A 16,113-nucleotide genomic window follows, 5' to 3' on the forward strand; every position below is an offset into this window, starting at 1 on the left:
CCGGCACCGCACTCATCGAGATCTACCAGAACTGCAACATCTTCAACGACGGCGCCTTCGACACCCTCAAGGACCAGCAGACCGCCCAGGAAGCCATCATCCGCCTCGAACACGGCCGGCCCATCCGCTTCGGCCCCGACAACACCCGCGCAGTCCTCCGCAACACCACCACCGGCGACCTCGAAGTCGCCACCGTCACCCCCGACAACGAACACCGCATCCTCGTCCACGACGCCCACACCGCATCCCCCACGACGGCGTTCGCCCTCTCCCGCCTCGCCGACCCCGACAACCTCCGCCACACGCCGATCGGGGTCTTCCGGTCGGTGGAACGGCCGGTCTACGACACCCAGATGTCCGACCAGCTGGACGCTGCGGTCGAGCAGAACGGCAAGGGAGACCTCGCGGCGCTGCTGGCCGGCGGGGACACCTGGACGGTGGTCGGCTGAGCCGGCCGACGCGCGTTCACGAGGCCCGGGACTGGATTTCCCGGGCCTCGTCGTATGCCCGGCGGGCCTTCTCCACGTCCCCCATCCGGTCCTTGGTCCACAGCGCCAGTCCCCGCACCTGTTCCGCGGCCTCGCGGCCCAGGTCGGTCAGGGAGTAGTCGACGCGGGGCGGGATGACGGGCTTGGCGTCACGATGGACCAGCCCGTCGCGCTCCAGGGTCTGGAGGGTCTGGGTGAGCATCTTCTCGCTGACCCGGCCGATCGCCCGGCGCAGCTCGCTGAAGCGGTACGGCCGGTCGAGAAGCTCGATCAGGACCAGGACGCCCCAGCGGCTGGTGACGTGCTCGAGGACGAGGCGGTAGGGGCACATCGCCTCGCCGGCCTCGTACTTGGACGGCCCGCGTGCGGCCGATGCCGCCTCATCACTTACTCCCATGTCAGTACCTTACTTCAAAGTGGGTACTTTCTTTGAGTTAGCGCACCTCCTAGGGTTAGTGACAGACTCACCCCACAAGGAGATTGCAGACCATGAGCATCGTCGTCACCGGAGCCACCGGACACCTCGGCCACCATGTCGTGGAGCAGCTGCTGGAGAAGGTCCCGGCCGAGCAGATCACCGCCGTCGTGCGCGATGCGGCAAAGGCGGCCGACTTCGCGGCGCGCGGTGTGAAGATCGCCGTCGCGAACTACAACGAGCCCGGGACCTTCGACGGACTCTTCGCGTCCGGCGACAAAGTGCTGCTGATCTCCGGCAACGAGTTCGACAAGGGCCGGGTCCAGCAGCACCAGGTCGTCATCGACGCCGCCAAGGCGGCCGGCGTGGCACTGCTGGCGTACACCAGCGCCCCCGGCAGCCTGACGGCCGCGCTCGCCGACGACCACCGGGCCACCGAGGAGGTGCTGCTCGCCTCCGGCCTGCCCTGCACGCTGCTGCGCAACGGCTGGTACCACGAGAACTACACCGAGAACCTCGCCCCGGTGCTCGAGCACAACGCCGTCGTCACGGCCGCCGGTGAGGGCCGCGTCTCCTCCGCCTCGCGCGCCGACTACGCGGCCGCCGCCGTCGCCGTGCTCACCGGCGAGGGCCACGAGAACCAGGTGTACGAGCTGGGCGGCGACGAGGCCTGGGGCTTCGCCGAGTACGCGGCCGAGCTGAGCAGGCAGACCGGCAAGGAGATCGCCTACAACTCCGTGCCCGCCGAGACGCTCCAGGACATCCTCACCGGCGCCGGTGTGCCCGAGCCGTTCGCCGTGATCCTGGTGGGCGTGGACGCGTCCATCGCGCAGGGCGAGCTGGTGGTGTCGACCGGCGACCTGTCCCGGCTGATCGGCCGCCCGACCAGCCCGTTCTCCGAGGCCATCAGCGCCGCGCTCAAGGGCTGAGACTCCCCTCGCCGAGCCCGGGCGCACCCGCCCCCCCTGCTGTCATGACCGTATAGCGATACGGGCATGACAGCAGGGGGGGCTCGGCGCTACCTTCATCCAGGCGAACAGGACGCGTGGAGTGAGCAGGAGGGGCCCGTGGCCGACATATCGAAGGGCGAGCGGCGGTCAGGTCTGCTGAACGGCTTCGCGGCCTATGGGATGTGGGGGCTCGTCCCCCTCTTCTGGCCTCTGCTGAAGCCCGCCGGATCGGTGGAGATCCTCGCCCACCGCATGGTGTGGTCCCTCGCGTTCGTCGCCGTCGCGCTCGTCTTCGTACGGCGCTGGGCCTGGGCCGGGGAGCTGCTGCGGCAGCCGCGCCGGCTGGCTCTCGTCGCGTTGGCGGCAGCGGTGATCACGGTCAACTGGGGTGTGTACATCTGGGCCGTGAACGCCGGTCACGTCGTGGAGGCCTCGCTCGGGTACTTCATCAATCCGCTGGTCACCATCGCCATGGGCGTACTGCTCCTGAAGGAGCGGCTGCGGCCCGCGCAGTGGGCGGCCGTGGGCGTCGGGTTCGCCGCCGTGCTCGTCCTGACCATCGGGTACGGGCAGCCGCCGTGGATCTCCCTGTGCCTCGCGTTCTCCTTCGCCACGTACGGGCTGGTGAAGAAGAAGGTCAACCTCGGCGGCATCGAGTCGCTGGCCGCCGAGACCGCGATCCAGTTCCTGCCCGCGCTCGGCTATCTGCTGTGGCTCACCGCGCACGGCGACTCGACCTTCAGCACCGGCAGCACCGGGCACTCCGCCCTGCTCGCCTCGACGGGCATCGTCACCGCGCTTCCGCTGGTCTGCTTCGGGGCGGCCGCGATCCGCGTGCCGCTGTCCACGCTGGGGCTGCTCCAGTACCTGGCCCCCGTCTTCCAGTTCATGCTCGGCATCCTCTACTTCCACGAGGCCATGCCGCCCGAGCGCTGGGCCGGTTTCGCGCTGGTCTGGCTGGCGCTGTCGCTGCTCACCTGGGACGCCCTGCGCACCGCCCGCCGCAGTGCCCGCGCCCTCGCCCAACTCCGGGACAGCCGGATCCCCGCTTCCCACGAGGAGGACACCCGCGTCGGCTATAAGTGAGTGGCATGACACTGACTCCGGACGCCATGCCCGCCCCGCTGCACTGGAAGCTCGTCATCGACGCCGCCGACCCGCACGCGCAGGCCGACTTCTGGGCCGCCGCGCTGCACTACGAGGCCGAGGACAACAGCGCGCTCGTCGAGCGGCTGTTGGAACTCGGCGCGCTGCCGGGTGAGGCCACCCTCGAGTACCACGGCCGCGCGGCCTTCCGGGACCTGATCGCCGTTCGGCATCCCGACGACCCGTACGACAAGGAACGCGGCATCGGGCTGGGGCGGCGGCTGCTGTTCCAGCGCGTCCCGGAGGCCAAGACCGTCAAGAACCGGCTCCATCTCGACCTGCACCCGGGCGAGGGACGGCGGGCGGACGAGGTCGAGCGGCTGGAGAAGCTGGGGGCACGCGTGCTGCGAGAGGTGCGGGAGCCCGCCGGGGAGTGGGTGGTGATGGCGGACCCGGAGGGGAACGAGTTCTGCGTCGCCTAGGCGTTGCCGGGGTGCGCGGCCCTGCGGGCGCGCTCGGTCAGGCGACCCATGCGGTTGTGCGCGGACTCCAGCTGCTCGATGTCGTCGGCGGCCGGGCCCTCCTCGGTGGCGAGCTCCGTCCACAGCGCGATCAGTTCCCGGCCCAGGCTCAGGCCCTGCTCGGGGTCGCGTACGGCGCGCCACGCGGCGGCCGCACTCTGCACGTTTCCGTACGCCCCCTCGGCGTCGCGCGCGTGGTGGCGCCGCCGGGCGAGGTCGAGCGAGAGCCGGAAGGCGCGGAGCGGGTCGCCGGCCAAGTAGGCGATGTAGGCGGTCAGCTCGCGCAGGTGGAGCACCTCGGGGTGGTCCGGGCCGAGCAGGGCCGAGGCCTCCGCGACCGTGCGCTGCGCCAGCTCGGCCGCGGAATCGATCCGGCCCGCCTTGACGGCCTCGTTGATCCGCGTCATCGGCTCGGTGAGCAGCGCGGCGCCCTCCTCGGTGGTGGTCAAGGGGCCGTCACCGAGGACCTCTTCGGCCACGGCGTCGAAGCCGCGGGCGGGGGTGGGCTTGAGGTCGGGGTCGGCGACGTCATCGGCCGCCGGGGATTCGACGACCACCTTCGGTTTGGCGACCGGCTCGGGCAGGGCGATCGGCTCGAGCACGGCGTCCGGCTCCGGTACGGCGACCGGTCCCGGCTCGGTGCTCATGACGGGCGGCGGCCCGAACACTCCGGTGGGCATCTGGACGGTCCCGGGTGCCACGGGCTCCCCGGTCGCCGCCTCAGGTACGGCCCGCAACGGAAACGTCGGCACGGCATCCCGCACCTGCTCACCGGCCGACCGCAGCAGATGCGTGGGCTTGTCCGAAGCCACCCGCTCGGCCGGCGGAGCCACCCCGTCAGCCCGCGGAGCCACCCGCTCGGCCGGCGAAGCCATCCGCAGCGGCTCCCCCGCGAAACGGCTTGAACCGTCCGCCTCGACCTGGAGCGGGACGACGTAACCGATGCGGGCGTCGTGGACCGAGGCGAGTATGGGGCGTCCTACCGCGAGGACCAGACCGTGGAGGTGGTTCAGGACGGCGTGCTGGATCTCCTCGCCGGGCCCTGCCACGACCGGTACGCCGGCGACCGACGCGCCGCCCGTACCCGAAACGCGGACATCCACGGGTTCCGCCGGGAAGGCGGCCCGCTGCTGTTCCCGCTTCTTCTCGCGGCTGAGTCGAGACATCGGTCCCCTCACTCCCCCGGCGTCACGATCCGGTCGTACACGTGCGTACTGTCGAGTGTCTCCTGTCGCTACGGTTCCCACGTCACCGCGATGTCACAGACTCGCACCAGGCACTGACACGCCGTCGGAACAGGAGGAGCGCGGGAATGCAGCCAGGCGGGCAGCAGGGGCCGGAGATCTGGATCCGTGGACCGGTCGCCGAACCGGAGCAGGAGCGGCATCCGGAGCCGGACCGGATGTGGGGGACGCCCGCTCACGGGCCTTTCCCCGCCCGGCACTTCTCCTGGGTCGGCACGCACGGCGGCGCGGGAACCAGCACGCTCGCGGCCGTGTACGGCGGCCGGGACTGCGGACGCGACTGGCCGGGGCCGGACGCCCCGCCGTCGGTACTGCTCGTGGCACGCACCCACGCGACCGGGCTGATCCGCGCCACGCACGCCGTCGAAACGTTCCGGCAGGGCGCCGCACCGCCCGGTCTCGACCTGGACGCCGTGGTGCTCGTCGCGGACGCCCCGGGACGGCTGCCGCGCCAACTGGACCGGCAGGTCAAGGTGATCGAGTCGGTCATCGACGTATACCGCGTGCCCTGGGTCGAGGACTGGCGCCTGGGCGATCTGAGCGGCGGGGCGCCGCGGGGGACCGACGCGCTGGTGCGGTTGACCGGGGCCGCAGGTGCCGGGCGGTAGTCGCGCCGGGAGTCCCCCTTCCGAAATTGCTTGCGTATGCATATGATGCACGTGCTTGCATTTCCCGTACGCCGATCATCCTGGGGGAATCATGACTCGCCGCTTCCTCTTCGTTCTGGGCAGCGCCCGCGCCGACGGCAACTCCGAGCTGCTGGCACGCCGGGCCGCCGAGCAGCTGTCCGCCGAGGTGGAGCAGCAGTGGATCAGCCTCGCCGAGCACCCGCTGCCCGACTTCGTGGACCGGCGGCACGACAGCGACCACGCACTGCCCCCCGCCGACAGCGCCACCGGCCTGCTCCTGGACGCCACGCTGGCAGCCACGGACATCGTGATCGTCTCGCCGCTGTACTGGTACACGGTGTCCGCCCTGACCAAGCGCTACCTGGACCACTGGTCGGGCTGGCTGCGCACCCCGGGCCTGGATTTCAAGGCGACCCTCGCGGGGCGCACGCTCTGGGGCGTCACCGCGCTCGCGCACGAGGAGCCGGAGGTGGCCGATCCGCTGGTCGGCCTGCTGAGCAACTCGGCCGCGTATCTGAGGATGCGCTTCGGCGGGGTGCTGCTGGGCAACGGCAGCGCGCCCGGGGACGTACTGCGGGACACGGAGGCCCTGGCGCGCGCGAAGACGTTCTTCGCCGGGCAGGCGCCGCTCGCGCGGTTCCCGTACGAGACGGCGACGGCCTGAACCCGGTGCGGTGCCGGTGACGCTAGGCGCTGATGTCCTTCGTCGTGAACCGCGCCCAGGCCGCCGAGCCGAACACCGCGGCGTACAGGGCCTGCAGGCCCAGGTTCTTGACCAGGTCGTCCCAGTAGACGGGGTCGCGCATCAGGTCGGCGAAGGACAGCCAGTAGTGGGAGAAGAAGTACGGCTGGAGCGCGTGCAGCTGGGGTATCTGGTCGAGGATCTGGACGGTGATCAGCAGGCCCACCGTGGTCGCCATGGCCGCGATCCCGCTGTTGGTCAGCGTCGAGATGAACAGGCCGAGGGCCGCGATCCCGGTCAGTGACGCGGCGACGACCAGGGCGATCAGCAGGGCCCGGCCCAGGCCTTCGCCGAAGCCGATCCGGGTGCCGGAGATGGTCGTCAGGTCGCCGAGCGGGAAGAGCAGCGCGCCCACGGCCAGCGCGGAGACCGCGACCACCAGAGTGGCCAGCAGGCAGAAGGCCATCGTGGTCGCGTACTTGGTGAGCAGGAGTCGGGTGCGGCCCGCGGGGGCGACCAGGAGGTAGCGCAGGGTGCCCGCGTTGGCCTCGCCCGCGATCGCGTCGCCCGCGACGACACCGATCGCCATCGGCAGGAAGAACGGGAGTGTCGCCGCCAGCGCGGTGAAGACCAGGAACAGGCCGTTGTTGGTGATCTGCGCGATGAAGGCGGGCCCTTCGCCGCCGCCGCGGCCGGGCTGCCCACCGCCCCGCGTCTCGATCTTCACCGCGATCCCGACCAGGATCGGCACCCCCGCCAGCACTCCCAGCAGCGCGAGCGTGCGCCAGCGCCGGAAGGTGGTGAGCAGCTCACTGCGCAGCAGACCGAAGGTCCACAGCACACGGGGGGCGCGCACGGCTGTCTTCTCCGCCTGTGTCAGCCCGAGTTCAGCCTGCGACATCGAAGCCCTCTCCGGTCAGTGCCACGAACGCGTCCTCCAGCGAGGCCCGTTCGACCGAGAAGCCCCGGACCCGCACCCCGGCCGTCACCAACGCGGCGGTGAGGTCGGCGAGTTCACCGGTCGGCGGTTCTCCGGTCACCCGGTCCTCGGCCATGACGACATCGGCGACCCCCCGCTCCTTGAGCACCCGGGCCGCGTCCCCGGTGTCCGGCGTGGTCACCACCAGCCGGCCGCGCGCCCCCGCCGCCAGGTCCGCCACCGCGCCCTGGGTGATGAGCCTGCCCTGCGCCATGACCGCCGCGTGCGTGCACACCTGCTCGATCTCGTCGAGGAGGTGGGAGGAGAGGAAGACGGTGGTCCCGTCCGAGGCCAGTTCCCTTACCAGGGACCGGATTTCGCGCATGCCCTGGGGGTCGAGGCCATTGGTCGGCTCGTCGAGGACCAGGAGTCTGCGGGGCTGGAGCAGCGCGGCCGCGAGTCCCAGGCGCTGCTTCATGCCCAGGGAGTACGCCTTCGCCTTCTTGCCGGCGGCGGCCGTCAGGCCCACCCGGTCCAGTGCGGCCGCGACGCGGGCGCGCCGGGTGCGCGGGTCGGCGGTCGGGTCGGCGGCGTCGTACCGCAGGAGGTTGTCCCGGCCGGAGAGGAAGCCGTACAGGGCGGGCCCCTCGATGAGCGCGCCGACGTGCGGCAGCACGGCGCGTGAGGACCGGGGCATGGGGCGCCCGAGTACCCGCGCCGTGCCGGAGGTGGGCTCGATGAGCCCCATCAGCATGCGGATGGTGGTGGTCTTGCCGGAGCCGTTCGGACCGAGGAAGCCGAAGACGCTGCCCGCCGGGACGGTCAGGTCGAGACCGTCCACGGCGAGCTGTCCGCCGCGGTAGCGCTTGGTGAGGCCGCGGGTGTCGATGACGCACGGTTCAGCGTCCCCCGCCTCGGTCTCCTGCTCCGTGGCGGACGGTTCGTCCATCGGCTCCCTCGATTCGTCGTGCCCGCAGGGTACCTACTTCGCCTTGTTCGCCGCCTGGACCAGGGCGTCCTTGGTCACGGCACCGACGTAGACCTTTCCGTTGTCCGTGATCAGGGCGTTGACCAGGCGGGTGGAGAAGACCGTGCCCTTGCCGAACTTGCCGTGCACCTGGTCGCCGAGCGAGCCGAGGAAGCCGCCCAGGTCGCCGCCGGCGGCGGAGTCGGACGGTACCCCGCCCTTACTGCCGGTGTCGAAGGTGGCGATGGAGTTCCAGCCCTTGCCGAGGACGTTGAAGCCCTCCTCCCCGCCGAAGCCCTCGGCCCCCTTGAAGCCCTCGGCTCCCTTGGCGAAGTCGTCGCCCGGCTTGAGGGAACCCTTCCCGGGCGCCTTCGAGGCCTCGCCCTCCTCGGTGACCTTCGCACCCTTGGGCGGGGTGAAGTCGAAGGTCGAGGCGGCCGGCTTGGCAAAGCTGACCTGGGTGAAGCCCGCGTCGACGACGGCCGCGCCGCCGCTCTTCGGGGTGAGGGTGAACTTCAGCGGAAGCCCGGTCTTCGCGTCGACGGCGATGCTGATCGCACCGACGGTGGTGCCGGACTGCTTGGGCTTGATGAGCAGCTTGTAGGCGTCCCGGCCGGCCACCTGCACGGTGCCGTCGACGGTCACCGACGTCGTGTCGTCGACCGACTTGAGGGCCTCGTCGGCGAAGTCCTTGGGCGTGGCGGGCGGTTCGCTCCCCTTGTCCTTGCCCTGCTCCTCCGCCTTGCCGTGGTACACCTCGTTCGACTTGCTGTCGTAGCCCCACACGTCCTTGCCGTTGTGGATGAGGCTGTACTCGGCGGCGCTCTCGATCAGCGAGAGCTTCTGCCGGTCCGGGCCGTCCGCGGCGACGCGCAGGGTGTGCGTGCCGCTGACGAGTTCGGTCAGCTTGGACGTCGGATCGGCGGACGACCCGTCACCCGACGGGCCCGCGCCGGAGAGCAGACCGCTCTCCAGGCCTCCGAGGTCGGGGAGCCCGAGGTCCGTGCTGACCTTCACCGTGCCGGACATCTGCTGCACGTCCGACTTGGCGATCTTCTCGATGAGCTGCTGCGCGGTGATCTTCGGCAGATCGGGGTCACCGGAGTCGGCGAGCGCCGGGACCAGCCCGATGGTCGCCGCCGCCACCCCCACCACCGCGACCGGTACGACGTACCGGGCGGCCTTGCGACGTCCCGAGCGCAGGTCGTCGACCTGCGTCGCGCCCGTGTTGCCGTCGGATTCGTACGGTGCCATGTGTGCCTTACCTCCGTCGTCGGCGGCGGCCGTCCTCGCACTCTGTCCCACCCTGAGCCGCCATTCTCACCCGAATCGGTGAGGAGTGGTGATTTCCGTGGTTTCCAGTTGACCAAATCGGCCGTGCGGAAGCGTCAGCCCGCGGACTCAACTCCGTGTACGCCTGGGGTATGACACACGCAGGCGGCGCCTCCCCCGACCCGTAGGGGTCGGTCGCGCGGGAGGCGCCGCCGTCGGCTCAGTGCGTGCGCACGAAGACGTAGTCCGCCTGGTAGGGAACGCCGACGATCTCGCCCGGTGTGCAGGTGCCGGCCGGGGCGACTCCGCCGACGGTGTTCAGCCGCAGGATCTCACCGGTGCCGGCGAGCAGCCCGTGGTGCTTGCCGGACTGCGTGGCCTTGAGGTCGAGCTCGGCAATGTTGCCGTCGCCGTTGGGCGTCTTGGTGATCAGGGCACCTGTGACGGCGCTCCCGTCCGGCGCGATCCACTGCGGTGTACCGGAGTTGGGCTTCACGAAGGAGTGCCGGATGCGGCCGCCGAGCAGGGCGCTGACGTCACGCTGCCCGAAGGCGTACCCGCCGCCCTCGACCGCCTTGCACTCGTAGATCTGCTTCCCCTTGACGACGGAGGCCTGGAAGCTGCCGAGAACGTGCCGGAAGCCGGTGGTGGTGGTGACCTTGTGGAGCTGTCCGCGGACGGCTCCGCCCGGGAACTCGGCCGTGTGGAGATTGGCGTAGAAGGAACCGGGGTCCTCGGTGAGCTGCTTGAGCAGGGCGGGGTCGTTCACCTTGACGGTGCCGGTGAGGCTGTGCCGCCCCTGGGGAACCTTGTCGAGCAGCTTCCCGAAGTTGATCTTGACGCCGCCGTTGGTGCCCTTGGCGCCCTGGTGGATGTGGAGATCGGTGGGCCTGCCGGTGCCGCGCCAGGCCACGGCGACGGACACCCTGTCGCCCTTGACCTTGATGAACTCCAGTGCCGCGCCGTCCTTGTCCCCCACGGCGGGGCCGCCCTTGACCGGCACCTCGTTGGCGCCCCGGAGGCTTGCGGCGAGGATGGTCGTCTCCTTGCCGGTGTGGGTCTCGGTGGCGGAGGCCGGGTTCGCCCCGGCGGCGACACCGGCGGACGCGGCGATCGCGACGGCGGTGGCGACGAGGCCCTTGCGACGCGCGAAGAACGTTCCGTTCATACCCATGATTCAGTTTTCTCCCCGTATGTGACTGACGCCCCCTGCGTCAGCTTCTGGGCATGAGTACGGAAGGGATCTTAGATTAGACTCAGTCCATAAATGTGACGTGCGTCACGCCACTCGGCGGGAACTATCCGGCCCGGTGGACCACCGCGTCGCACAGCTCGAGCAGCGCGGCCTTGGCGTCGCACTCCGGCAGCGGGGCCAGCGCCGCCCGCGCGTCCTCCGCGTAGCGCACGGTGTCGCGCCGGGCCTGTTCCAGCGCCGGGTGCACCCTCAGGGCGGCCAGCGCCTCGGCGTGGCGCGCGTCGTCGGTCAGGTCGGAGTCGAGGAGCTCGCACAGCGCGATGTCATCGGCCAGCCCCAGCCGCGCCGCCCGCTCCCGCAGCCGCAGCACCGGAAGGGTCGGGATGCCCTCGCGCAGATCCGTGCCCGGCGTCTTCCCGGACTCGTGCGAGTCGGACGCGATGTCGAGCACGTCGTCCGCCAGCTGGAACGCCACACCGAGCCGCTCGCCGTACTGGGTCAGCACGTCGACGACCGTCTCGTCGGCCCCCGACATCATCGCCCCGAACCGGCACGACACCGCCACCAGCGAGCCCGTCTTGCCGCCCAGCACGTCCAGGTAGTGCTCGACCGGGTCCCGGCCGTCCGAGGGCCCCGCCGTCTCCAGGATCTGCCCGGTGACCAGCCGCTCGAACGCGAGGGCCTGGACCCGCACCGCCTCGGGACCGAGGTCGGCGAGGATCTGCGAGGCACGGGCGAACAGGAAGTCACCCGTCAGGACGGCGACCGAGTTCCCCCAACGGGTGTTCGCGCTGTCCACACCGCGGCGCACCAGGGCCTCGTCCATCACGTCGTCGTGGTACAGCGTCGCGAGGTGCGTCAGCTCGACGACCACGGCCGAGGGCACGACACCCGGCGCGTACGGGTCGCCGAACTGGGCCGCGAGCATCACGAGCAGCGGCCGGAACCGCTTCCCGCCCGCCCGCACCAGGTGCTGGGCGGCCTCCGTGATGAACGGGACCTCACTCTTGGTGGCCTCGAGCAAGCCTTCCTCGACAGCCGCCAATCCGGCCTGGACATCGGCTTCCAGAGCCTGGTCCCGCACGCTCAGCCCGAACGGCCCGACGACGGTCACGAGGGGTCTCCTGTCTGCTGGTGTCTGCTGGCGATTACACGGTTTGTCGATAGGTCGCTGCCATCACTCAAGTCAGCGTATCCGGTCAGGTTTCGATCACCGATAGCGCCCACCGTTACAGCCCAGGCGGTATCGGATCACGGCCGGTATGTTTTTGATCAGTAGATAAGGACTGATTTTTATCGACTCACTGTGATGTGGCATTTTTTGTCCCTATGTACCCGATGTGCCCAGTCCGCCGGTGCCACGGGGTGCCGCCCATGCCCATCCGTATGTCCTTCCCCTGCGAGACCACGCACGACGACATCCGCATCCCCCTGCCCAACGGGACACGGCCGCACGTGCGCGCATGGCGGCTCCTGACGGAGGTCGCGGCCCTCGCGCCCGAGCCGCTCAAGGCGGTCGCCACGGTCCGCTCCATGGACGACCACTACGACAACGACGTGCACCGCCCGGGAGGTTCCGTCCTCGCGGCCGGCACGCACGCCTGGGGGCCGCACTGCTCGCCTTCATGGACCTGCGCGCTCGCGCATCCGACCCGTGACGACTACGGGCAGCGAGCCCCGGTCCGCACGGACTGCGGCGCAATCAGGGCCGCCGCGCCGACGGCAGGCGGCTGACGACTGTCCACCTGCGCGGGAGGTGTTCGACCAGACGGAGGACCGTGTCGTGGTACGCGTCGCGCCACCCCCGACCGCGGCCGGCCGCCCGGCACGACGGTCCGGACCCCTTCGGACGCCACCTGTGACGCGGAACACCTCCTCGTCCCCGAGGAGGTGGTCTGCGCGGAGGGCGGCGAGACGGCCTTCCGCCGGACGCGGGAGAAGCGCGTCCCACGGACCCCCGCGAACCCCCTGTGACCTGCATGTCTGATTTGCCGTGAATGTTATTCCGTGAGTTGGGTCACGTGGCCTCATGTCGCCCCACATCCGCCTAAACACCCGTTCGCCCTTTTCCCGCCGACCAGTTGAGGCTGTGCAACCGCAAAGGATCAAGTGCCTCATACGCCTCAGACAAAGGTCAATCGGTGCGTTCTGTGAATCAGGTACTTGTTCCCGACATGTGCTCTCGCATAGCTTCCGGGCCTGTCAGGCGGACGCCTCATCCTGCCGCCGCCGGACGTAACCCATCGACGAACTCATTCGCGTAGGCAGGAGCGGGGGACCCAGGTAAGCGCCGGGCCGCACGACACACGTCGCACGGAACGGCTCGGGGTGAAGTCGCGCAGCCTCAGGGCGGCACGGCCGGGCACCTCCCCGCCCGAACCCGACAGCTCACCTCGCAGGCGACGGAGAGGAACATCCCCATGCCTGCTGCCGCTCAGTCCCGCCGCACCGCCCGCCTCGTCCGCAAGCTCGCCGTCGCCGGCACCGGCGCCGCGGTGCTCGCCCTCCCGCTCATCGGCGCGACCACCGCCTCGGCCGCCCCGGCGGCCACCACCTCCGGCACGACCGGTACGACCTTGGCCGGCTACCCGAACAACCTCGACGGCTGGATCCGCGAGTCCCTCGCCATCATGGCGGAAAGGCACATTCCGGGCACGTACCACGGCATCTACCGCAACATCATGCGTGAGTCGTCGGGCAACCCGCGGGCCATCAACCTGTGGGACTCCAACGCGGCCAAGGGCATCCCGTCCAAGGGCCTGCTCCAGGTCATCGACCCGACGTTCAACGCGTACCACGTGGTCGGAACGTCGTTCGACATCTACGACCCGGTCGCGAACATCACCGCCGCCTGCAACTACGCGGCCGCGCGGTACGGCTCGATGGACAACGTCTTCGGCGCGTACTGACGGATCTCCCCGAAGCGGGGAGAGCTACGCAAAGAGTCTTTCGAGGACGACGGCGATGCCGTCGTCCTCGTTCGACAAGGTGATCTCGTCGGCCACCGCCCTGAGTTCGGGGTGGGCGTTGGCCATCGCCACACCGCGGGCGGCCCAGTCGAACATCGGGATGTCGTTGGGCATGTCCCCGAAGGCGATGGCCTGGCGGGCGCTCAGCCCGAGGTGTTCGGCGGCCAGCGCGAGGCCGGTCGCCTTGGTGATACCGCACGGCTGGAGCTCGACGGTCCCCGGCCCGGACATGGTCACCGTCGCCAGCGAACCCACGACATCGCGGGCGGTCGCCGCCAACGCGTCGTCGGACAGCGCGTGGTGGCGGAGCAGGACCTTGCTGATGGGTTCGCACCACAGCTCGTCGCGCCGATGGACCCGTACGGCGGGCAGGGTCGGGTGCGGCATCAGATACCCCGGTTCGATGAGCGTGAGCCCGTCCACCCCGTCCTGGTCGACGGCCGCGTACACCTGACCCACCTCGGCCTCGATCTTGCCGAGCGCGGTCTCGGCCAACTCCCGGTCCAGGGTGACCGACCACAGCAGACGGTCCGCGCCGGCGTCGTACAACTGCGCGCCCTGTCCGCACACCGCGAGCCCCCTGCTGCCGAGTTCATCGAGCAGCGGCCGCACTCTCGGAGCGGGGCGCCCCGTGACCACGAGGTGCTGCGCACCGGCCTGCACCGTCCGCGCGAGCGCCGCGCGGGAGCGGTCGGAGAGGGTGTCGTCGCCGCGGAGCAGCGTCCCGTCCAGGTCGGTGGCGACTAGTGAATAAGCGGGGGGAGCGGCCATGATCAGAGAATACGGACAACACGCCGCTCCGGCTCATCCCCGTCCCGGCCGTTGTCCTCAACCCCACACGGTGTATGGGGAGATGCTGTCGCTGCCCGTCGTCAGTGATGCCCGTTAGGTTGCTGTCACTGTGCCGAGGGAACGGGGGCGGATGTGGTGGCGGACCGGCGGGAAGTCTTCCGGAGGTATCTGCGGGCGGCGGCGCCCGCCGTTCTCGCGCGCTTCCCCGAGGAGTTGAGGCCCGAGATCTACGCCCTCTCCTTCCGGATCTGGCGCATCGACTACGACGAGCGCCACCCCTATGTGGCCATCGGCTACAACACCGAGGCCCAGTACGAGCTGGAGAAGCGCCACGGGGACCCCGGCGAGGCCCGCTGGAACTACGCCTGCTGGCTCCTGGACGGCTTCGAGATGCTCGGCAACGTCCCCGAGGACCCGGCCGGCGCACCGCTCTACGTCGAGGAGGTCAAGGAACTCGGCATCTGGTTCGACGGAGACCGGGACGACGAAGAGGGCGCCGTCGAGACCGAGCGCGATCTGCTCGGCCTGCACTTCGCCGACGCCTGTATCGACCTCGCCCGCCATCTGCACGAAAGCGGGGAGGTCGAGCGCCTCTTCGGCCGTCCGCTGCCCGTCGTCGTCTTCGACATGGACTGCCCCGGCTGGGAGATCGAGGCCACCGAGGCGGCCAACCCGCCGGAGCTGATCGAGGAGTTCCTGGCGTGGCAACGGGCGGCCGAGGAGGTGTAGCCGTACGTCCCTGCCGTACGTCCCTGCCGTCAGCCGTGGGCCGCCGCCAGATGCTTCGCCAGCCGCGGGGAGGCGAACTCGGTGCCGCAGACGAAGCGCATCACCGGGCCGTAGGACCCGGCGGCCGGGAGGCCGGTGAAGTAGAGGCCGGGGACCGAGGAGACATAGCCGGCGCCGAGCTTCGGGGTGCCGCGGCTGACCGCGAGCCGGGTGCGGAGCTCATGGCCGAGGAAGTCCATGGCCGCGATGTTCACGCGGTAGCCGGTGGCCGCGATGACATGGTCGGCGGTGAGCCCGCGGGTTGCGCCGGCCCGGGTGCGGACCGTGAGGAGCGGGCTGCCGTCGGAGACCTCCGCGCCGACCACCCGCTCGACCTCCTGGACCTGCACCTTGCCCTCGAAGCGGTCGCGCAGCCACCAGGCGCCGAGCGGGCCGAGGACCCGGCGGACCAGATAGTGGCGGGCCTGCGCCGGGAGATAGCGGTAGGGGTGGGGGTAGTAACTGAGGGCCCACAGGGACCAGGCCCGGCCGAAGGGTGACTCCGGGCGCAGCTTGGGCTGGTTCCAGGGCGGGGCGCCGAAGGCGACCTTGCCATGGCCGCGCGCCACCACGCGCACCTGTGCGCCCGCCTCCGCCGCCAGGGCCGCCGTCTCCAGCGCGGACTGGCCGGCACCGATGACGATCAGCTCCTTGCCCTTGAAGGGGCTGAGGTCGTGGTGCTGCGAGCTGTGGGACACCGGGCCCGTCGGGGTGGGTCCGTCCGCCACGGCCTTCGCCAGCTCCGCCGGGATGTGGGCCAGGCCCGACAGCCCGGTCGCGACCACGACCGCGCGAGCCGTGAACAACTCCCCCGAGTCCAGCTTGAGTTCGAAGCCACCGCCCTTGCGGTGGTCCACGGAGACCACCCGCACCTGCTCCAGCCCGGGCAGGAGTTTCTGCTGGAACCACTCGCCGTAGGAGATGAAGGTCTCGACGGGGATGATGTCCTCGTCGGTCACCAGCCGGCGGATGCCCGCGGCGTCGCAGTAGTCGGCGAGGGTGTGGCCCCGCTGCGGGCAGTCGATGCTGGAGGCCACCGGGGTCGACTTGAGGATCATTCCGGCGGGCATGTGGTCGCGCCAGCTCACCATGGGATCGCCGAAGACGCGGACGGGGATTCCGCGCGCCCGCAGATGGGCGGCGGTGGACAGGCCGAATGGTCCGGCACCGAGGACTGCAACCGGTTGAATCACGAAGTCCCTCCCCAGGACGTCTT

Annotated in this window: 17 protein-coding genes, 1 pseudogene and 1 riboswitch; of the genes and pseudogenes, 9 read left to right on the plus strand and 9 right to left on the minus strand. The window is 70.5% G+C overall.

Annotated features, from left to right (window positions below; all coding sequences use genetic code 11):
* A pseudogene (locus Q8A52_RS34300) lies at nucleotides 1-449 on the plus strand (2-oxoacid:ferredoxin oxidoreductase subunit beta); the annotation flags it as partial.
* 16 nt (nucleotides 450-465) lie between these two features.
* Here Q8A52_RS34300 and Q8A52_RS34305 read toward each other — a convergent pair.
* A complete protein-coding gene (locus Q8A52_RS34305; protein ID WP_316758616.1) occupies nucleotides 466-885 on the minus strand; it encodes a winged helix-turn-helix transcriptional regulator in 420 nt (139 codons plus the stop codon).
* A 92-nt stretch (nucleotides 886-977) separates the two neighbouring features.
* On the opposite strand from Q8A52_RS34305, the gene Q8A52_RS34310 reads away from it, so the two are divergent.
* The 3 genes from Q8A52_RS34310 to Q8A52_RS34320 all read left to right on the plus strand — a co-directional run bounded on the left by Q8A52_RS34310 (nucleotide 978) and on the right by Q8A52_RS34320 (nucleotide 3,421).
* Complete coding sequence (locus Q8A52_RS34310; RefSeq protein ID WP_316758617.1) at nucleotides 978-1,832, plus strand: SDR family oxidoreductase; 855 nt, start codon at nucleotides 978-980, stop codon at nucleotides 1,830-1,832.
* Between the two features lie 138 nt (nucleotides 1,833-1,970).
* Nucleotides 1,971-2,939 (plus strand): EamA family transporter RarD, encoded by a 969-nt coding sequence (gene rarD, locus Q8A52_RS34315; RefSeq protein WP_316758619.1) that lies wholly within the window; start codon nucleotides 1,971-1,973, stop codon nucleotides 2,937-2,939.
* A 5-nt stretch (nucleotides 2,940-2,944) separates the two neighbouring features.
* On the plus strand, nucleotides 2,945-3,421 hold the full coding sequence (locus Q8A52_RS34320; RefSeq protein ID WP_316758622.1) for a VOC family protein: 477 nt from the start codon (nucleotides 2,945-2,947) through the stop codon (nucleotides 3,419-3,421).
* Here Q8A52_RS34320 and Q8A52_RS34325 read toward each other — a convergent pair.
* Nucleotides 3,418-4,626, minus strand: coding sequence for a tetratricopeptide repeat protein (locus tag Q8A52_RS34325; protein WP_316758624.1), 1,209 nt, complete (start codon nucleotides 4,624-4,626; stop codon nucleotides 3,418-3,420). The genes Q8A52_RS34320 and Q8A52_RS34325 overlap by 4 nt on opposite strands.
* 146 nt (nucleotides 4,627-4,772) lie before the next feature.
* Here Q8A52_RS34325 and Q8A52_RS34330 point away from each other — a divergent pair, with 146 nt between their 5' ends.
* Nucleotides 4,773-5,312 carry a DUF6668 family protein gene (locus Q8A52_RS34330; protein ID WP_316758626.1) on the plus strand — a complete coding sequence of 180 codons (540 nt, stop codon included), beginning with the start codon at nucleotides 4,773-4,775 and terminating at the stop codon, nucleotides 5,310-5,312.
* Nucleotides 5,313-5,403: 91 nt separating this feature from the next.
* Nucleotides 5,404-5,997: a flavodoxin family protein gene (locus Q8A52_RS34335; RefSeq protein ID WP_316758628.1), complete on the plus strand. Its 594-nt coding sequence runs from the start codon at nucleotides 5,404-5,406 to the stop codon at nucleotides 5,995-5,997.
* Nucleotides 5,998-6,019: 22 nt separating this feature from the next.
* Here Q8A52_RS34335 and Q8A52_RS34340 read toward each other — a convergent pair whose 3' ends face one another.
* From Q8A52_RS34340 to Q8A52_RS34360, 5 genes are all read right to left on the minus strand, one after another.
* Complete coding sequence (locus tag Q8A52_RS34340) at nucleotides 6,020-6,916, minus strand: ABC transporter permease (protein WP_316758630.1); 897 nt, start codon at nucleotides 6,914-6,916, stop codon at nucleotides 6,020-6,022.
* Entirely contained in the window at nucleotides 6,903-7,883 is a 981-nt protein-coding gene (locus tag Q8A52_RS34345; protein WP_316758632.1) for an ABC transporter ATP-binding protein, read from the minus strand. The genes Q8A52_RS34340 and Q8A52_RS34345 overlap by 14 nt, the downstream gene beginning before the upstream one ends.
* A gap of 33 nt (nucleotides 7,884-7,916) precedes the next feature.
* Nucleotides 7,917-9,155, minus strand: a complete 1,239-nt coding sequence (locus Q8A52_RS34350) for a LolA family protein (protein WP_316758634.1) — start codon at nucleotides 9,153-9,155, stop codon at nucleotides 7,917-7,919.
* A 238-nt stretch (nucleotides 9,156-9,393) separates the two neighbouring features.
* Nucleotides 9,394-10,347 (minus strand): CHRD domain-containing protein, encoded by a 954-nt coding sequence (locus tag Q8A52_RS34355; RefSeq protein ID WP_316758636.1) that lies wholly within the window; start codon nucleotides 10,345-10,347, stop codon nucleotides 9,394-9,396.
* A gap of 124 nt (nucleotides 10,348-10,471) precedes the next feature.
* The gene (locus tag Q8A52_RS34360; RefSeq protein ID WP_316758638.1) at nucleotides 10,472-11,482 is read right to left on the minus strand and encodes a polyprenyl synthetase family protein; all 1,011 of its coding nucleotides are present in this window, start codon (nucleotides 11,480-11,482) and stop codon (nucleotides 10,472-10,474) included.
* Between the two features lie 260 nt (nucleotides 11,483-11,742).
* On the opposite strand from Q8A52_RS34360, the gene Q8A52_RS49225 reads away from it, so the two are divergent.
* Together Q8A52_RS49225 and Q8A52_RS34370 are read left to right on the plus strand one after the other, a co-directional pair.
* Nucleotides 11,743-12,102, plus strand: coding sequence for a hypothetical protein (locus Q8A52_RS49225; protein WP_408649303.1), 360 nt, complete (start codon nucleotides 11,743-11,745; stop codon nucleotides 12,100-12,102).
* Between the two features lie 500 nt (nucleotides 12,103-12,602).
* Nucleotides 12,603-12,785: riboswitch (cyclic di-AMP (ydaO/yuaA leader) on the plus strand.
* A gap of 3 nt (nucleotides 12,786-12,788) precedes the next feature.
* Nucleotides 12,789-13,277 (plus strand): transglycosylase SLT domain-containing protein, encoded by a 489-nt coding sequence (locus Q8A52_RS34370; protein WP_316758640.1) that lies wholly within the window; start codon nucleotides 12,789-12,791, stop codon nucleotides 13,275-13,277.
* A 24-nt stretch (nucleotides 13,278-13,301) separates the two neighbouring features.
* On the opposite strand, the gene Q8A52_RS34375 is transcribed toward Q8A52_RS34370, so the two are convergent.
* On the minus strand, nucleotides 13,302-14,108 hold the full coding sequence (locus Q8A52_RS34375; protein WP_316758642.1) for an HAD family hydrolase: 807 nt from the start codon (nucleotides 14,106-14,108) through the stop codon (nucleotides 13,302-13,304).
* A gap of 153 nt (nucleotides 14,109-14,261) precedes the next feature.
* On the opposite strand from Q8A52_RS34375, the gene Q8A52_RS34380 reads away from it, so the two are divergent.
* Nucleotides 14,262-14,858 (plus strand): hypothetical protein, encoded by a 597-nt coding sequence (locus Q8A52_RS34380; protein ID WP_316758644.1) that lies wholly within the window; start codon nucleotides 14,262-14,264, stop codon nucleotides 14,856-14,858.
* 29 nt (nucleotides 14,859-14,887) lie between these two features.
* Here the strand turns inward: Q8A52_RS34380 and Q8A52_RS34385 are convergent, their stop codons facing one another.
* A complete protein-coding gene (locus Q8A52_RS34385; protein WP_316758646.1) occupies nucleotides 14,888-16,090 on the minus strand; it encodes an FAD-dependent oxidoreductase in 1,203 nt (400 codons plus the stop codon).
* Between the last annotated feature and the right edge of the window lie 23 nt (nucleotides 16,091-16,113).

Source organism: Streptomyces herbicida (assembly GCF_032656585.1).
GTDB classification, from domain to species: domain Bacteria; phylum Actinomycetota; class Actinomycetes; order Streptomycetales; family Streptomycetaceae; genus Streptomyces; species Streptomyces herbicida.

Coding starts and splice junctions, on each gene's coding strand:
- Q8A52_RS34370 (WP_316758640.1), top strand. CDS start 12,789: ATGCCTGCTGCCGCTCAGTCCCGCCGCACCGCCCGCCTCGTCCGCAAG.
- Q8A52_RS34340 (WP_316758630.1), bottom strand. CDS start 6,916: ATGTCGCAGGCTGAACTCGGGCTGACACAGGCGGAGAAGACAGCCGTG.
- Q8A52_RS34335 (WP_316758628.1), top strand. CDS start 5,404: ATGACTCGCCGCTTCCTCTTCGTTCTGGGCAGCGCCCGCGCCGACGGC.
- Q8A52_RS34320 (WP_316758622.1), top strand. CDS start 2,945: ATGACACTGACTCCGGACGCCATGCCCGCCCCGCTGCACTGGAAGCTC.
- Q8A52_RS34330 (WP_316758626.1), top strand. CDS start 4,773: ATGCAGCCAGGCGGGCAGCAGGGGCCGGAGATCTGGATCCGTGGACCG.
- Q8A52_RS34345 (WP_316758632.1), bottom strand. CDS start 7,883: ATGGACGAACCGTCCGCCACGGAGCAGGAGACCGAGGCGGGGGACGCT.
- Q8A52_RS49225 (WP_408649303.1), top strand. CDS start 11,743: ATGCCCATCCGTATGTCCTTCCCCTGCGAGACCACGCACGACGACATC.
- Q8A52_RS34375 (WP_316758642.1), bottom strand. CDS start 14,108: ATGGCCGCTCCCCCCGCTTATTCACTAGTCGCCACCGACCTGGACGGG.
- Q8A52_RS34310 (WP_316758617.1), top strand. CDS start 978: ATGAGCATCGTCGTCACCGGAGCCACCGGACACCTCGGCCACCATGTC.
- Q8A52_RS34355 (WP_316758636.1), bottom strand. CDS start 10,347: ATGGGTATGAACGGAACGTTCTTCGCGCGTCGCAAGGGCCTCGTCGCC.
- Q8A52_RS34305 (WP_316758616.1), bottom strand. CDS start 885: ATGGGAGTAAGTGATGAGGCGGCATCGGCCGCACGCGGGCCGTCCAAG.
- Q8A52_RS34350 (WP_316758634.1), bottom strand. CDS start 9,155: ATGGCACCGTACGAATCCGACGGCAACACGGGCGCGACGCAGGTCGAC.
- Q8A52_RS34325 (WP_316758624.1), bottom strand. CDS start 4,626: ATGTCTCGACTCAGCCGCGAGAAGAAGCGGGAACAGCAGCGGGCCGCC.